Below are 15,729 nucleotides of genomic sequence, written 5' to 3' on the forward strand. Positions count from 1 at the left end.
AATTATCGCCCATGCGCATGGTCAATGCGTGCTGTTTGCGGTTGTGCTGTAATGTCCAACGGACGAAACAGGGGTGTCCCGCAGGCAAGCAGCCTGTGTGGACTGAGAAACACCCTGGGGCAGCGCCAGCCACCGGCTGCGCACCAGAGCACCATCCGTGCCCTGTGCCCCCTGCACCCGATCCAGGTCATGCTGGCGTGGGGAGTTTCACAAGCCGCAAGGCATGCCGCGTTTTGTCCTGCACATGGCCCTGTTCCTGTGTCCGGATGGAAAACGATTTGCACATGTCATTGCTACAAGCTTCTTCAAAGATCGCAATTCTCGGCGGCGGCCTCATGGGCCGTCTGCTGTCGCTGGCCCTGGCCCAGCGCGGTCATGCCATCGACCTCTATGACGCCCATGGCCCGCAAGGCGATGGTGCTGCGGCGCGCGTGGCGGCCGCCATGCTGGCTCCGCTGGCCGAGTCGGCCATTACCGAGCCCGGCGTGGTGCGCATGGGCCAGCATGGGCTCAAGCGCTGGCCCGAGCTGATAGCCCAGCTCGAGCAGCATGTGTTCCTGCAGCAAAACGGCACGCTGATTCTCTGGCACCGCCAGGATCAGGGCGATGCGGCACGCTTTTTCGGTCTGCTGGAGAAAAACCGGCGCATCAACCCCAGCCTGCCGGCCATGCAGGAGAAGACCGGCGCAGCGCTGCAGGACTGCGAGCCCGCGCTGCAGGGACGCTTCAACCAGGCCGTCTATCTACCCGGCGAAGGCCAGCTGGACAACCGCCAGCTGCTGACAGCGCTGGTCGACAAGCTCACCGCCCTGGGCGTGCGGCTGCACTGGGACAATCCTCGCGAGGTTGGCGACTTCCGCCCCGGCGAGGCTGGTCAGCCCGACTTCGTGTTCGACTGCCGAGGTCTGGGTGCCCGCAGCCAGTGGAAGCAGCTGCGCGGCATTCGCGGCGAAGTGGTTCGCATCCATGCGCCCGAAGTCACGCTGCAACGCCCCACACGCCTGATCCATCCACGCTACCCCATCTATATCGCGCCCAAGGAAGACCATCTGTTCGTGATTGGCGCGACCGAGATCGAGTCCGACGACATGTCGCCGGCCAGCGTGCGCTCCACGCTGGAGCTGCTGAGCGCGGCCTATACCGTGCACTCGGGCTTTGCCGAAGGCCGGATTGTGGAGATCGCCACCCAATGCCGCCCCACCCTGCCCGATAATCTGCCCGCCGTGCGCCTGCTGACTCCGCGCGTCATGGAAGTCAACGGCCTCTACCGTCACGGCTTCATGATCTCGCCCGCCATGCTGGACGTGGTGCTGGAGCTGCTGGACCACAACGACTCGCCGCTGGCGCGCGAGTTCGATGTCGCCGTGCATCGTGGCTGAACTGCGAGCCCGAACTTTGGCGCACAGCACTTGCACCCCCGGCGCACGCAAGCACCGTCGTGCAGAGGTTTAACTTAGCACCCGCTTTATTTTCCGTTTCCATGCCATGAAGATCACTCTCAACCAGCAAGCCGCCGAGCTGCCAGCCCATGCCACCGTGGCCGATGCGCTGGCGCAGATGCAGGCCAAGCCCCCGTTTGCCGTGGCGGTCAACACGGTGTTCGTGCCCAAGACGCAATACGCCGACCATGCGCTCAATGAGGGCGACAGGATGGAAGTCATCTCTCCGGTGACTGGCGGCTAGACATGAATCCCCCTGAGTCGCTACGCGCCTTCCCCCAAGGGGGACGACACCTGCGCTGCGAGGCGGCTCTTGCTGGGTGTCTCTCACTTGGCAAATGCTCGTTTGAAGTCCATTTAGCTTGACGAGCATTGCGGTACACAGACAAAAGATAAAGACAGACCATGAATACAAAAACTACCGACGACGCCCTGGTTCTCTACGGCCAGCGTTTTGAAAGCCGCTTGCTGCTGGGCACCTCGCGCTACCCCTCGCCGGCGATTCTCGAAGCCGCTGTGGAGCGCTCAAGGCCCGCCATGGTCACGGCCTCGCTGCGCCGCCAGGGCAGCAATGCCGCCGAGACCGGCGCCAGCTTCTGGGAGCTGCTGCGCAAGCTCAATGTGCCCGTGCTTCCCAACACGGCAGGCTGCATGACCATCCAGGAGGCCGTGACCACGGCCCAGATGGCGCGTGAAGTCTTCGACACCCCCTGGATCAAGCTGGAGCTGATCGGTGACGACTACACGCTGCAGCCCGACACGCTCAATCTGGTGGAAGCGGCCTCCATCCTCATCAAGGACGGCTTCCAGGTGCTGCCCTACACCACCTACGACCTGGTGCTGTGCCAAAAGCTCGTCGACGTGGGCTGCCAGGCCGTCATGCCCTGGGCTGCGCCCATCGGCACCGGCCGCGGCCCCATCAATCCCTATGCCATGCAGATGCTGCGCGAGCGCCTGAAGGTGCCGCTGATCGTCGATGCCGGCCTGGGCCGTCCCTCGCATGCCTGCACCGTGATGGAATGGGGCTATGACGCCGTGCTGCTGAACACCGCCGTGGCCCTGTCCGAAGATCCCGTGGCCATGGCCGGCGCCTTCTCCGATGCCGTCAATGCCGGTCACGCCGCCTGGCGCGCAGGCGCCATGGCCGAGCAGAACGCCGCCCAGCCCAGCACGCCCGTGCTGGGCACCCCTTTCTGGCATCAGGAATAAAGGCCGCCCCATGGACTCCGCTGAAATCAAGGCCCTGGCGCAAGCCATCATCCACCAGCACAGTGCCAACTTTGGCGCCCAGTTGCACCACGATGCCAACTCGGTCGAGCTGACGCCCCAGCCCGTACCGCCCGCGCTGCGCCAGGACCCAGCCTATCTGGCTGCGCTTGAGGCCTGCAGCGAGCTGGGCTTTATTGCCGTGGATGCGCAGACTCTGGCCCAGGCCTGGCAGCACCAGAGCGAGCGCACCGACCAGTTCGATGTCACCCACTGGCCCGACGACCCACGCGACTTCGGTCTCGGCAAGGCCGACCCGGCCCTGGCCTTTGCCCATTGCCCGCGCGAGCTGGGCCTGTATGGCGTGCTGCCCACGGCCGAATGGGTGGGCCGCATGGCCCGCGCGGGTGTGCCCACGGTGCAGCTGCGTTTCAAGTCCGGCGACAGGGCCGCCGTTGCACAAGAAGTCAAGGCGGCCGTTGAAGCCGTCAAGGGCACGCAGGCACGCCTGTTCATCAACGACCATTGGCAGGCCGCACTGGATGCAGGTGCCTACGGCATCCATGTGGGCCAGGAAGATCTGGACGTGATCGGCCAGCGCGATCTGCAGACCATCCGCAGCTCGGGCACCCGCCTGGGCGTCTCCACCCATGGCTACGCAGAGATGGTGCGCGCCCATGCCGTGCAGCCCAGCTATATCGCCCTGGGTGCGGTCTTTCCCACCACGCTCAAGAAGATGGCGACGGCCCCGCAGGGACTGGCGCGGCTGGCGGCCTATGTGCGGCTGATGCAGCAATACCCGCTGGTGGCGATTGGCGGCATTTCCGAGGACCTGTTCCCCGCCGTGCGTGCCACGGGCGTGGGCTCGGTGGCCGTGGTGCGCGCTCTGGTCAACGCACCCGATCCGGAAGCTGCAGCCAGGCATCTGCTGGCGCGCATGCAAGCTGCTGCGTAAATCCACGCACTACTAATTCAATAGCTTGGAACGACTGATAGATAAGAGCTGCCAGCTATTTTCACTTAAAGCCACAGATCCATCGCGCCTGAAAAACTCGGCGCATGAAATACCGCAGATGACAAGACTGAATGCCCGCAGCCCGCGGGCGTTTTTGTTTTCCGTCGCGCCGCAGCCCGCATGACTGCTGGGTTTTCTTGATCGGCGCAAGCCCTCTTCGCGTTAGAAGCGGACACACAGGTGACAACCCTGAGTCCCGCAGTTGCAGCACAGCCGGTCCCACACGCGACAATGGGGCGGTTACCAGTCACGCATAAGACAGAACATGGACGAGCCAATTCTTAGTATGGAAGAACGTGAGGCGATCAACTCTGGTCGCTGGTTTTCATCCCTTTCGCCCTCTTTGCGGCACGACATTCTTCGATGCGCTTACGTCAAACGATACAAAGATGGCATGCTCATCTGCGCTCGCGGCGAACCGCCCGAGGAGTGGATTGCCTGTGCACGTGGCGCGGTGCGAGTCAGCTCCACCTCCATCACCGGCAAGCAGATCACGCTGACCTATGTGGAGCCGGGCATCTGGTTCGGGGATGTCGCGATTCTGGATGGCGACAAGCGCACGCACGACGCCTATGCACATGGCGAGACCACGCTGCTGTGCGTATCCAAGGCGGACTTCAAGCGCATTCTGGCAGAGCATGTGGAGTTTTCCGAAGCGATCCTGCGCCTCAACGCACGCCGAGTACGTCAGCTCTACGGTCTGGTGGAAGACCTCAACACCTTGCCGCTGCGCGCGCGCCTGGCCAAGCAGCTGCTGCACCTGACGCGCAGCTATGGCGTGATGAGTCTGTCGGACAGCAACGAGATCCGCATAGGCCTGCATCTGGCGCAGGAAGAGCTGGCGCAATTGCTGGGCGCCTCGCGCCAGCGTGTGAACCAGGAGCTCAAGTCCATGGAGCGCGAGGAAGTCATTCGCATCGAGCCGGGTGGCCTCATCGTGCGCGACCGGGTGACGCTGCTGCGCATTGCAGACACCGACCACTAACCCCCCTGAGCCGCTTTGCGGCTTCCCCCCAAGGGGGGACGACATCTTCGCTGCGGGGCGGCCCTTGCTTGATGTCTCGCTCTTGGGCTGCGCCTGCTTTTGAGGCAGCTAGCTTTGGCCGTCCTCAGCGTTCACGCTTTCTTGCATCTTCGCCGCGTTCTGCGGCAACTCACCCCCATTTCACGCATTCGCTCGCTGCGCCTCCGGTGCGGCACGGCGGGCTGCGCCTTGCCCATCACAAATCGAACAAAGGACTGAGACAGCATGAGCACTTTTGACCATTTCGTCGGCACCCGCGCGGTTTCCGATCAGCATGCTTTTGACACCGATGCCATGGGTGCCTGGATGAGCCAGCATGTCCAGGGCTTTGAAGGTCCGCTGCAGGTGGAGATGTTCAAGGGCGGCCAGTCCAACCCCACCTACAAGCTGATCACGCCCGGCCGCAGCTATGTGATGCGCGCCAAACCCGGCCCTGTGGCCAAGCTGCTGCCTTCGGCCCATGCGATCGAGCGCGAGTACCGCGTCATGAAGGGCCTGGCCGGCACCGATGTGCCCGTGCCGCATATGTATGCGCTGTGCGAGGACGAATCCGTCATCGGCCGCGCCTTCTACATCATGGAGTTCATGGAAGGCCGCGTGCTCTGGGACCAGTCCCTACCCGGCATGACGCCTGCCCAGCGCGCCGAGATCTACGATGAGATGAACCGCGTGATCGCGGCCCTGCACAGCGTGAAGTTTGCCGAGCGCGGTCTGGCCGATTACGGCAAGAGCGGCAATTACTTCGAGCGCCAGATCGGTCGCTGGAGCAAGCAGTATGTGGCCTCGGTCACCCAGCCCATCCCCGAGATGGACAAGCTGATGGAGTGGCTGCCGGCCCATATGCCGGCCAGCGCGCGCGACGAGGGCCGCGTCTCCATCGTGCATGGCGACTATCGCCTGGACAACCTGATGTTCCACCCCACCGAGCCGCGCGTGATCGCCGTGCTGGACTGGGAGCTGTCCACGCTGGGCCACCCGCTGGCCGATTTCAGCTACCACTGCATGAGCTGGCATATCCCTGCCGAGCTGGGCCGCGGCATTGCGGGCCTGGATATCGCGGGCCTGGGCATTCCCGCCGAGCACGATTACATGCAGCGCTACTGCCAGCGCACCGGCATTGCCGATGTGGCGACACTGCAGCGCGACTGGAACTTCTACCTGGCCTACAACATGTTCCGCATCGCGGCCATCCTGCAAGGCATTGCCAAACGTGTCGAGGCCGGCACGGCCTCCAGCGCCCAGGCCAAGGCCTCGGGCGACACCGCCCGCCCCATGGCCGAGCTGGCCTGGTCCTTCGCCCAGCGCGCCTGACTTTCATCCACCACCACGCAACTTGACCGTCCCACAATAAAAGGAGCACTCATGGACTTCGACTACTCGCCCAAAACCAAGGACTTGCAGCAACGCCTGCTCAAGTTCATGGACGACTACATCTACCCGGCAGAAAAGGAATATGCCGACGAGATGCAGGCCAACACGGCCGCCGGCAAGCGCTGGACGCCGCTGCAAACCATTGAAAAGCTCAAGCCCAAGGCCCAGGCCGCGGGCCTGTGGAATCTGTTCCTGCCCGTGGACAGCGCCGAAGCCTCGGGCTACCACGGCGCAGGCCTGACCAATCAGGAATACGCACCGCTGGCCGAGATCATGGGCCGCGTGCCATGGGCTTCCGAAGTCTTCAACTGCTCCGCGCCGGACACCGGCAATATGGAGACCATTGCCCGCTACGGCAGTGCCGAGCTCAAGGAGCGCTGGCTCAAGCCCCTGCTGGAAGGCAAGATCCGCTCGGCCTTCGCCATGACCGAGCCCGAAGTCGCCTCCTCCGACGCTACCAATATCTGCACCCGTATCGAGCGCCAAGGCGACGAATACGTGATCAACGGCCACAAGTGGTGGATCTCGGGTGCCGGCGATCCTCGCTGCCAGGTCTTCATCACCATGGGCAAGACCGACCCCGAAGCGGCCAAGCATTCGCAGCAGAGCATGATCATCATCCCGGCCGACGCCAAGGGCATCCGCATCGCGCGTCCTCTGAACGTGATGGGCTATGACGATGCACCCCACGGCCATATGGAGATGTATTTCGAGAACGTGCGCGTTCCCGTCGGCAACATCCTGCTTGGCGAAGGGCGCGGCTTCGAGATCGCCCAGGGTCGCCTCGGCCCCGGCCGCATTCACCACTGCATGCGACTGATCGGCCTGGCCGAGCGTGCGTTGGAGCTGATGTGCAAGCGTGCCAGCAGCCGCGTGGCCTTCGGCAAGAGCGTGGCCCAACAGACCGTGACGCAGGAGCGCATTGCCGAAGCACGCTGCAAGATCGACATGGCGCGCCTGCTCACGCTCAAGGCAGCCTGGCTGATGGACGTGGCCGGCAACAAGGTGGCCAGGACCGAGATCGCCATGATCAAGGTCGTCGCCCCCAGCATGGCCTGCCAGGTCATCGACTGGGCCATGCAGGTGCACGGCGGCGGCGGCATGTGCGACGACTTCCCGCTGGCCTATGCCTATGCCGCAGCACGCACGCTGCGCTTTGCCGACGGCCCCGACGAGGTGCACCGCAACGCGATTGCCAAGTGGGAGCTGGGCAAATACGGCAGCTACGGCAAGAACGCCGAAGTGCCCATCACGCGCGGCGGCTGAGGCGAGGCAGCAGGAGCACATCGCGCCGCTCCTGCTCCCCGGAAACAAGAACACCCCGTCAGCCACGGCTGCGGGGTGTTCTTGTTTCGAAGGCAGACTTGCTGCCAGCTATCAATAAAGAAGCTTATACCGCCCTCTATCAAATAATTTCAGATACAAAACATCTTGAAATTCAATGATTCCAAGCGATAGAAGCTTCTTAATCAATAGCAGCATAGCTAGCGGCACCGAACCCGGCACCTCGCGCCCGCACCGGGCTTAGAAGCTCTCCCACTCTCCATCGTCTGCCGTTGCGGCCTTTTGCGACTGGGGCGCTGCTGCGCTTTTCGCCGGGCTCAGGACCGGATGCTTGCCTGCAGCCGACATTGCGGGGCGCTTGAGCGCAGTTGACTGGGCCCTGACCGGAGCCGAGACCTTGATGGCGGCCCTGGCAGGCGCGGGCTTGAACGTGGCTGGCGCCAGGGCCGGCGCGGCCTGCAGGCCGGACTGGGCGCTGAGCTTGAAGAAGCTCACCGTCTCGGCCAGCGCAGCGGCCTGGCCGCGCAGCGCATCGGTCGCGGCTGCAGCCTCCTCCACCAGGGCAGCGTTCTGCTGGGTCATCTGATCCATCTGCGTCACGGCCTGCGTGACCTGCTCGATGCCCGAGGTCTGCTGGTGGCTGGCCACCGAGATCTCGCCCATGATGTCGGTGACACGGCGCACGCTCATCACGATCTCATCCATGGTCTTGCCGGCCTCGTCGACCTGGGTGCTGCCTTCCTGCACCTTGCTCACGGAGTCGTCGATCAGTTGCTTGATCTGCTTGGCCGCCTCGGCCGAGCGCTGGGCAAGGGTGCGCACTTCGGAGGCCACCACGGCAAAGCCGCGACCCTGGTCGCCCGCACGGGCCGCTTCCACCGCCGCGTTGAGGGCCAGGATATTGGTCTGGAAGGCAATGGAGTCGATCACACCGATGATGTCCACGATCTTGCGCGAGGACTCGTTGATGGCCGACATGGTCTGCACCACCTGGGCCACGGTGGCACCGCCGCGCACGGCTACCTGGGACGCTGCAGACGCCATCTGATTGGCCTGTTGGGCATTGCCCGCGTTCTGCTGCACGGTGGCGGTCAGCTCTTCCATGGAAGCTGCCGTCTGCTCCAGCGAGCTGGCCTGCTCTTCGGTGCGCGAGGACAGATCCTGGTTGCCGCTGGCAATCTGGCTGCTGGCCGAGGCAATCGAGTCCGTGCCCTGGCGCACCTGGCCCACGATGCGCTGCAGACTTGTGTTCATCTCCTTGAGAGCCTGCAGCAGCTGGCCCACTTCATCGCGGCTTTGCACCGTGATGCTGGCGCTCAGATCGCCAGCAGCCACAGACTGCGCCAGCTGCACAGCCGACTGCAAAGGACGCGAGATGGAACGTGCGATCAGCACCGCCAGCGCCACGCCGATGACGATGGAGCCCAGCAGCAGCGCCATCACCCACCAGCGGGCAGCGGCATACAGGTCGTCGCCCGCCTGATTGGTTTCATCGGTCGCCTGCTGGTTGATCTCGCTGAGCGCCTCCAGACGCGTGTTGATGCTGCGGCTGATCTTGAGAGAGTCGCCGCGCAAGATTTCGCTGGCGTCATCGTTGAGCAGTTGGTGCGACAGATCCACCACCTTGGCCGTCTGCACGGCATAGGCCTTGAGCTCCTCGCCGATTTCGGCCAGCAGGGCTCGTTCCTTGTCGGTTCTCACGTACTTGGCATACGACTGCTGATTCTGGACCAGCTCGTCCCAGAGCTTGGGCATGCTCTTGTCATAGACGGCCATTTCCTCGGACGACTGGGCCATCACATGCTGCATGGTCTGCGAGCGATAGCGCTGCAGCTGGTAACGCATGTCCTGCAGGTTTCGGGCCGCCGGCAGCCACTGGCGCGCCAGATCGGTGGCCGTGGCATTGACGCGTTCCATCTGGACCAGGCCGTACAGACCCGATACCGCACTGATCAGCAGGATCAGCACAAAAGACACCAGCAGCTTGTTAGCCAGCTTGAGGTTGCGAAAGAAGTTCATGGGGGAATTGGGCGCCTGGGCGACCTGCAAGGTCTGGCACCTGCGAGAGGGGGAATAGGGGAAACAGCCTGAAAAGCGCGTACACACTGCGCGCGCCTGCGAATTCTATTCAGAATTTGTTACTTCGAGTAACGGCATCCATGAATAAAACCGATGGGGGCATCAGGGGCATAGCTGGGCTCAAAAAGACACCCCGATGAAGCACTCAAAAACCCTGTCGAAGGCCATTGCATCCTTACAGCCGTCCGGCATGAGAAAATCAGCCCTTATTTATCAGCAAGAACAACGGATTCACCATGGAAGCAGAACGCGTCAACTCTATCGGCAACACCCTCCAAGATCTGGCCGAGCGCACGGCAGATCTCCGGAGGTATCTTTGACTACGATGCCAAGTACGAACGCCTGCGCACGGTAAACGCCTCGCTGGAAGACCCTGCCGTCTGGAACGACCCCAAGAAGGCACAGGAGCTGGGCAAGGAAAAGAAGTCGCTCGACTCCGTCGTGCTGACACTGGAGAAGCTCACCACCGAACTGGCCGACAATTCCGAGCTGTTCGAGATGAGCAAGGAAGAAGGCGATGATGCCGGCCTTGAAACCATCGAAGCCGAAACCGCCAAGCTCAAGCCGCTGATCGAGGAGCTCGAGTTCCGCCGCATGTTCGGCGGCGAAGCCGATCCGCTCAACTGCTTCATCGACATCCAGGCCGGCGCCGGCGGCACCGAAGCCTGCGACTGGGCCAGCATGCTGCTGCGTCAGTACCTGAAGTACGCCGAACGCAAGGGCTTCAAGGCCACGGTCGAAGAAGAGACTCCGGGCGACGTAGCCGGCATCAAGAGCGCCACCATCAAGGTCGAGGGCGAGTATGCCTACGGCCTGCTGCGCACCGAAACCGGCGTGCACCGCCTGGTGCGCAAGTCGCCCTTCGACAGCTCGGGCGGCCGTCACACCAGCTTTTCCTCGCTGTTTGTCTACCCCGAGATCGATGACTCCATCGAGATCAACATCAATCCGTCCGACGTGCGTACCGACACCTATCGCGCATCCGGCGCGGGCGGTCAGCACATCAACAAGACCGACTCTGCCGTGCGTCTGACCCACATCCCCACGGGCATCGTGGTGCAGTGCCAGGACGGTCGCTCGCAGCATAGCAACCGGGACGTGGCATGGCAGCGCCTGCGCTCCAGGCTGTACGACTTCGAGATGCGCAAGCGCATGGAAGAACAGCAAAAGCTCGAGGACACCAAGACCGACGTGGGCTGGGGTCACCAGATCCGCTCCTATGTGCTGGACAACAGCCGCATCAAGGACTTGCGCACCAACGTCGAAGTCTCCGCCACCCAGAAGGTGCTGGACGGCGACCTGGATGTGTTTATCGAAGCCTCGCTCAAGCAAGGCCTCTGATCCTAGAAAGGAATCGATATGCTGCAACTGCGTGACGGGCAAGCCCCGGCCACCGCCATTTACCGTGCCGACTACGAGGCCCCGGCCTGGTGGATCGACACGGTGGACCTGACTTTTGATCTGGACCCAGCCAAGACGCGCGTGCTCAGCAAGATGCGCGTGCGCCGCAACCCCGAGGTGCCGGCACAGGCGCTGCGCCTGGACGGCGACGAGCTGAATCTGGCGCGGGTGATGGTCAACGGCGGTGGAACCTCCTTCAAGATGGACGGCGACCAGCTGGTGCTGGAGAACCTGCCCGAGGGCAACGAGCCCGTGGAGCTGGAGATCTTCACCACCTGCGCCCCCATCAAGAACACCAAGCTCATGGGCTTGTATGTGAGCGAGGACACGTTCTTCACGCAGTGCGAGGCAGAAGGCTTCCGCCGCATCACCTACTTCCTGGACCGTCCCGACGTGATGGCCATGTACACCGTCACGCTACGCGCCAGCAAGGCCCAGTATCCGGTGCTGCTGTCCAACGGCAATCTGGTGGAGTCCGGCGACCTGGAGGACGGCCGCCACTTTGCCAAGTGGGTCGATCCGCACAAAAAGCCCAGCTATCTGTTTGCGCTGGTGGCCGGCAACCTGGTGGCCCGCGAGCAGAAGATCAAGAGCCGGGCCGGCCGCGACCACCTGCTGCAGGTCTTTGTGCGCCCCGGCGACCTGGAAAAGACCGAGCACGCCATGAACTCCCTCATGCACTCCGTTGCATGGGACGAGGCCCGCTTTGGCCTGAGCCTGGATCTGGACCGCTTCATGATCGTCGCCACCAGCGACTTCAACATGGGCGCCATGGAGAACAAGGGCCTGAACATCTTCAACACCAAGTATGTTCTGGCCAGCCAGGCCACGGCCACCGACACCGATTACGCCAATATCGAGTCCGTCGTCGGACACGAATACTTCCATAACTGGACGGGTGACCGCGTCACCTGCCGCGACTGGTTCCAGCTCAGCCTCAAGGAAGGCCTGACGGTGTTCCGCGATCAGGAGTTCAGCATGGACATGGCGGGCACGGCTTCGGCCCGTGCCGTCAAGCGCATCGACGATGTGCGCGTGCTGCGCACCGTGCAGTTTCCCGAGGATGCCGGCCCCATGGCGCACCCCGTGCGCCCCGACAGCTATATCGAGATCAACAACTTCTACACGGTCACGATCTACGAAAAAGGCGCGGAAGTCGTGCGCATGCAGCACAACCTGGTCGGCCGCGAAGGCTTTGCCAAGGGCATGAAGCTGTACTTCGAGCGTCATGACGGTCAGGCCGTGACCTGCGATGACTTCTCGCAAGCCATTGCCGACGCCAACCCGGGCTCTGCTCTGGCCCAGCATCTGCAGCAGTTCCGTCGCTGGTACAGCCAGGCCGGCACGCCTGTGCTCAAGGCCGTGGGCCAGTACGATGCCGACGCCCGGACCTATACGCTGACGCTGTCGCAAAGCTGCGCGCCCACCGTGGGTCAGGCCGAGAAACTGCCATTCGTCATTCCCGTGCAAATGGGTCTGCTCACAGCCAGCGGCCAGCCCATCGCCCTGCAACTGCAAGGCGAGGATGCGGCCCAGACAGTCACCAGCCGCATGCTGGTGCTGACCGAAGCCGAGCAGCGCTTTGTCTTCAGCAATGTGAGCGAAGCCCCCGTGCCCTCGCTGCTGCGCACCTTCAGCGCCCCCGTGGTGCTGGAGCATGAATTCAGCGATGCCGATCTGCTGACCCTTCTGGCCCATGACAGCGACCCGTTCAACCAATGGGAAGCCAGCCAGCGCCTGGGCCTGCGTTATGCCCTGAAGGCAATCGCTGCCAGCGGCGAAGCCAGTGCCGAAATCCTGCCGGCAGACTTTATCGATGCCATGCGCCGCGTGCTGCGCGACGACAAGCTGGATGCGGCGTTCAAGGATCTGGTGCTCACGCTGCCGTCCGAGAGCTATATCGCCGAGCAGCTGGCGGAGGTGGATCCGCAGCGCGTTCATGCCGTGCGCGAAGCCATGATCTTGCAGCTGGCGACCGCGCTGCAGTCCGAGTGGGAAACCGCCTGGGAGGCCAACCGCGACACCGGTGCCTACCGCCCCGACCATGTCAGCGCCGGCCGCCGTGCTCTTGCAGGCCGCGCCCTGTCCATGCTGTGCCTGCAGGCAGCCCGGACTGGCGACACAGTATGGCCCGGCAAGGCCTACCAGCGCTGCAAGGACGCCGGCAATATGACGGACCGCATGGCCGCCCTCTCCGCCCTGGTCTACAGCGCCAGCCCCCTGGCCGAGCAGGCGCTGCAGCGCTTCCACGCTCTGTTCAAGCAGGACGCACTGGTGCTGGACAAATGGTTTGCGCTGCAGGCTGCCGCAAGCGACCGCGGTGGCGATGTGCTTCCGGCAGTCAAGGCGCTGATGAAGCATGCCGACTTCCAGATCAAGAACCCCAACCGCGCACGCAGCCTGATCTTCAGCTACTGCAACAATGCCGGCGCCTTCCACCGCGCCGATGCGGCGGGCTATGTGTTCTGGGCCGATCGCGTGATCGAGATCGACGGCATCAACCCTCAGGTGGCCTCCCGTCTGGCCCGGGTGATGGATCGCTGGAAAAAGCTGGCCGAGCCCTACCGCTCTGCCGCCCGCGAGGCCATCGCCCGTGTGGCTGCCAAGCCCGATCTGTCCAACGACGTGCGCGAGGTCATCACCCGCGCCCTGGCGGACTGATGGACCTGCACATGCTTGCTCGACACGCGGCTCGGGGCGTGAAGGCCCTTGCCGTCGCTGCGGCGAGCATGTCGCTGAGCACTCAGGCTGCAAAGCCTGATGCGGGATTCGAAGCCCGTTTTGCGCCCCTGTATGCCACTGTCTTCAGCGAAGGCGGCAGCTTCAGCGGGCGAGCCATGAGTGCCGATCTGCAGGCGCTGGAGCCGCTGTTGAAAAAGCCAGGGTTCGCTGCACGCGATATCTTCCGGCTCTACTACACACAGGCCAGTGTCTACGCCCGCCGAAGCATGCCCAAAGAGGCAGCCGGAGCAGCGCAGACGGCACTGACGGCTTTGTCCGGCACTCAGGACCCGGAGCTGTCATACGCTCATTTTTTCCTGCGCTACTCAAGCATCCGCTGGCTGGCGGAGGCAGGGCAGCATGAAGCGGCGCTCAAGTGGGTCAAAGCCTTTGAGGCTTTGTACCCGCTGCCACAGATTGCCGGCCTGCCCGCCGAGATGCGCTGGGACGAGAGCGTGAAGCCTGCACGGGCTCTGGATTTCCCGAGCCAGATGCAGATTCTCGGCGTCTATGAGGACGATGGCTATCTGCTGCATGAGCTGGGACGATTTCGCGAGGCCAGGCAGGCCAACGAGCGGCTGCTGCCCGTGGCGCGTGAACGCCTCAAAGCCATGGGCAAGCTGCAGCAAATACGCGGTGTACTCACCAATATTGCGCAAAATTGCTATGAGCTGGGCGACCTGAAGCAGGCTGGCGCCTATCTTCAGGAACGTCTGCAGATTGCGCAGGCAGCGCAAGACCATGACACCGTCTACGACAGCTATTTCCAGCTCATGGTCCTTGCCCATGAGCAAAAGCAGGAACCGCAGGCCCGCCAATGGCTGGCCCGCTATGAACAATACGCGCTGAACCAGAAAGACAGCCAGCAGCAAACCCGTGCAAAGGAACTGCTGGCAGAACTGGAACAACGCAATGCAGGGCGTCCTGGCAAGTGATCGTGCCACCCTGCTCTCTGTCCATTTCAGATTTGCATCGAATTTCAAGGAGTTGAAACATGAAGAAAAACATCAGCCTGACCCGCTATCTGGTCGAGCAGCAACGCGTGGACGGGCTCATCCCCGGCCAGTTGCGCCTGCTGCTGGAAGTGGTGGCCCGCGCCTGCAAGCGCATCAGCTTTGCCGTGAACAAGGGTGAGCTCGGCGATGTCATGGGCACAGCCGGCAGCGAAAACGTACAGGGCGAAGTACAGAAAAAGCTGGACATCATCGCCAACGAAACCCTGATCGAAGCCAATGAGTGGGGCGGCCACCTGGCGGCCATGGCTTCGGAAGAAATGGAGGGCATCTATGTGGTGCCCAACCGCTATCCCCAGGGCGAGTACCTGCTGATGTTCGACCCCCTGGACGGCTCGTCCAACATCGACATCAACATGTCCATCGGCACCATCTTCAGCGTGCTCAAGAAGCCTGAAGGCCACCCCGGCGTGCACGACAGCGACTTCATGCAGCCCGGCACCCAGCAAGTGGCTGCCGGCTACTGCATCTACGGCCCCCAGACCACCCTGGTGCTGACCGTGGGCGACGGCGTCTCCATGTTCACCCTGGACCGCGAGCAAGGCTCGTTCGTGCTCATCGAGGAAAACGTCAAGATCCCCGAAGACACCAAGGAATTCGCCATCAACATGTCCAATATGCGCCACTGGGATGCCCCTGTGAAGCGCTACGTGGACGAATGCCTGGCGGGTGCAGACGGCCCGCGCGGCAAGAATTTCAACATGCGCTGGGTCGCTGCCATGGTGGCCGACGTCCACCGCATTCTGTGCCGCGGCGGCATCTTCATGTACCCCTGGGACAAGCGCGAGCCGCAAAAGGCCGGCAAGCTGCGCCTGATGTACGAAGCTAATCCCATGAGCTGGCTTGTCGAGCAGGCCGGCGGCATGGCCACCAACGGCCGTCAGCGCATTCTGGACATTCAGCCAACGCAATTGCACGAGCGCGTGAGCGTCGTCCTCGGCTCCAAGAACGAAGTGGAACGCGTGACCAGCTACCACCTCGAGGCCGATGAAAAAGCGCTATAATCTATAGCTTATCGCCGGTGTAGCTCAGTCGGTAGAGCAGCTCATTCGTAATGAGAAGGTCGGGTGTTCGATTCATCTCTCCGGCACCAAAATACTACCAATTCATTGGGTTTCAGGCAAAAAGTGGGCGCTAATTGGGCGCTGAGAAAAAAGCAGCGTCAAACAGCTCCCA

General features: G+C 62.9%; 12 protein-coding genes, 1 tRNA gene and 1 riboswitch. Of the genes, 12 read left to right on the forward strand and 1 reads right to left on the reverse strand.

All coding sequences use genetic code 11. The annotated features are described in order from the left end of the window. Positions 1-59 precede the first annotated feature (59 nt). Positions 60-221, forward strand: a riboswitch (TPP riboswitch). A gap of 63 nt (positions 222-284) precedes the next feature. The 7 genes from DFO48_RS16870 to DFO48_RS16900 all read left to right on the forward strand — a co-directional run bounded on the left by DFO48_RS16870 (position 285) and on the right by DFO48_RS16900 (position 7,321). Continuing rightward, a complete protein-coding gene (locus DFO48_RS16870; protein WP_114864166.1) occupies positions 285-1,379 on the forward strand; it encodes an FAD-dependent oxidoreductase in 1,095 nt (364 codons plus the stop codon). A 106-nt stretch (positions 1,380-1,485) separates the two neighbouring features. After that, positions 1,486-1,683: a sulfur carrier protein ThiS gene (gene thiS / locus DFO48_RS16875; RefSeq protein WP_003077866.1), complete on the forward strand. Its 198-nt coding sequence runs from the start codon at positions 1,486-1,488 to the stop codon at positions 1,681-1,683. Positions 1,684-1,844: 161 nt separating this feature from the next. Then, positions 1,845-2,648: a thiazole synthase gene (locus DFO48_RS16880; protein ID WP_003077867.1), complete on the forward strand. Its 804-nt coding sequence runs from the start codon at positions 1,845-1,847 to the stop codon at positions 2,646-2,648. A gap of 10 nt (positions 2,649-2,658) precedes the next feature. Next, a complete protein-coding gene (gene thiE / locus DFO48_RS16885; protein ID WP_114864167.1) occupies positions 2,659-3,600 on the forward strand; it encodes a thiamine phosphate synthase in 942 nt (313 codons plus the stop codon). Between the two features lie 325 nt (positions 3,601-3,925). Then, complete coding sequence (locus DFO48_RS16890) at positions 3,926-4,645, forward strand: Crp/Fnr family transcriptional regulator (protein WP_034349335.1); 720 nt, start codon at positions 3,926-3,928, stop codon at positions 4,643-4,645. 264 nt (positions 4,646-4,909) lie between these two features. Next, on the forward strand, positions 4,910-5,995 hold the full coding sequence (locus DFO48_RS16895) for a phosphotransferase (RefSeq protein ID WP_114864168.1): 1,086 nt from the start codon (positions 4,910-4,912) through the stop codon (positions 5,993-5,995). Between the two features lie 51 nt (positions 5,996-6,046). Continuing rightward, positions 6,047-7,321, forward strand: a complete 1,275-nt coding sequence (locus tag DFO48_RS16900) for an acyl-CoA dehydrogenase family protein (protein ID WP_087082196.1) — start codon at positions 6,047-6,049, stop codon at positions 7,319-7,321. A 258-nt stretch (positions 7,322-7,579) separates the two neighbouring features. On the opposite strand, the gene DFO48_RS16905 is transcribed toward DFO48_RS16900, so the two are convergent. Then, positions 7,580-9,358, reverse strand: coding sequence for a methyl-accepting chemotaxis protein (locus tag DFO48_RS16905; protein ID WP_114864169.1), 1,779 nt, complete (start codon positions 9,356-9,358; stop codon positions 7,580-7,582). Positions 9,359-9,654: 296 nt separating this feature from the next. Between DFO48_RS16905 and prfB the strand changes: the two genes are divergently transcribed. The 5 genes from prfB to DFO48_RS16930 all read left to right on the forward strand — a co-directional run bounded on the left by prfB (position 9,655) and on the right by DFO48_RS16930 (position 15,646). Further along, positions 9,655-10,759 (forward strand): peptide chain release factor 2 gene (prfB, locus tag DFO48_RS16910; protein WP_100086375.1). Its coding sequence is split into 2 segments (ribosomal slippage): positions 9,655-9,735 and positions 9,737-10,759, totalling 1,104 coding nucleotides; the frame shifts between segments, so codons are not numbered across the junction. 18 nt (positions 10,760-10,777) lie between these two features. Further along, positions 10,778-13,480 carry an aminopeptidase N gene (gene pepN, locus DFO48_RS16915; protein ID WP_003077874.1) on the forward strand — a complete coding sequence of 901 codons (2,703 nt, stop codon included), beginning with the start codon at positions 10,778-10,780 and terminating at the stop codon, positions 13,478-13,480. Between the two features lie 11 nt (positions 13,481-13,491). Continuing rightward, positions 13,492-14,475 carry a hypothetical protein gene (locus DFO48_RS16920; RefSeq protein WP_233506426.1) on the forward strand — a complete coding sequence of 328 codons (984 nt, stop codon included), beginning with the start codon at positions 13,492-13,494 and terminating at the stop codon, positions 14,473-14,475. Positions 14,476-14,534: 59 nt separating this feature from the next. Then, positions 14,535-15,557: a class 1 fructose-bisphosphatase gene (locus DFO48_RS16925; RefSeq protein ID WP_003061245.1), complete on the forward strand. Its 1,023-nt coding sequence runs from the start codon at positions 14,535-14,537 to the stop codon at positions 15,555-15,557. A 13-nt stretch (positions 15,558-15,570) separates the two neighbouring features. Further along, positions 15,571-15,646, forward strand: a tRNA-Thr gene (locus tag DFO48_RS16930). Positions 15,647-15,729 lie beyond the last annotated feature (83 nt).

It is taken from the genome of Comamonas sp. AG1104, from assembly GCF_003350425.1.
In the GTDB taxonomy this organism is placed as follows: Bacteria; Pseudomonadota; Gammaproteobacteria; order Burkholderiales; family Burkholderiaceae_C; genus Comamonas; species Comamonas testosteroni.

Coding starts and splice junctions, on each gene's coding strand:
- DFO48_RS16870 (WP_114864166.1), top strand. CDS start 285: ATGTCATTGCTACAAGCTTCTTCAAAGATCGCAATTCTCGGCGGCGGC.
- thiS (WP_003077866.1), top strand. CDS start 1,486: ATGAAGATCACTCTCAACCAGCAAGCCGCCGAGCTGCCAGCCCATGCC.
- DFO48_RS16880 (WP_003077867.1), top strand. CDS start 1,845: ATGAATACAAAAACTACCGACGACGCCCTGGTTCTCTACGGCCAGCGT.
- thiE (WP_114864167.1), top strand. CDS start 2,659: ATGGACTCCGCTGAAATCAAGGCCCTGGCGCAAGCCATCATCCACCAG.
- DFO48_RS16890 (WP_034349335.1), top strand. CDS start 3,926: ATGGACGAGCCAATTCTTAGTATGGAAGAACGTGAGGCGATCAACTCT.
- DFO48_RS16895 (WP_114864168.1), top strand. CDS start 4,910: ATGAGCACTTTTGACCATTTCGTCGGCACCCGCGCGGTTTCCGATCAG.
- DFO48_RS16900 (WP_087082196.1), top strand. CDS start 6,047: ATGGACTTCGACTACTCGCCCAAAACCAAGGACTTGCAGCAACGCCTG.
- DFO48_RS16905 (WP_114864169.1), bottom strand. CDS start 9,358: ATGAACTTCTTTCGCAACCTCAAGCTGGCTAACAAGCTGCTGGTGTCT.
- pepN (WP_003077874.1), top strand. CDS start 10,778: ATGCTGCAACTGCGTGACGGGCAAGCCCCGGCCACCGCCATTTACCGT.
- DFO48_RS16920 (WP_233506426.1), top strand. CDS start 13,492: ATGCTTGCTCGACACGCGGCTCGGGGCGTGAAGGCCCTTGCCGTCGCT.
- DFO48_RS16925 (WP_003061245.1), top strand. CDS start 14,535: ATGAAGAAAAACATCAGCCTGACCCGCTATCTGGTCGAGCAGCAACGC.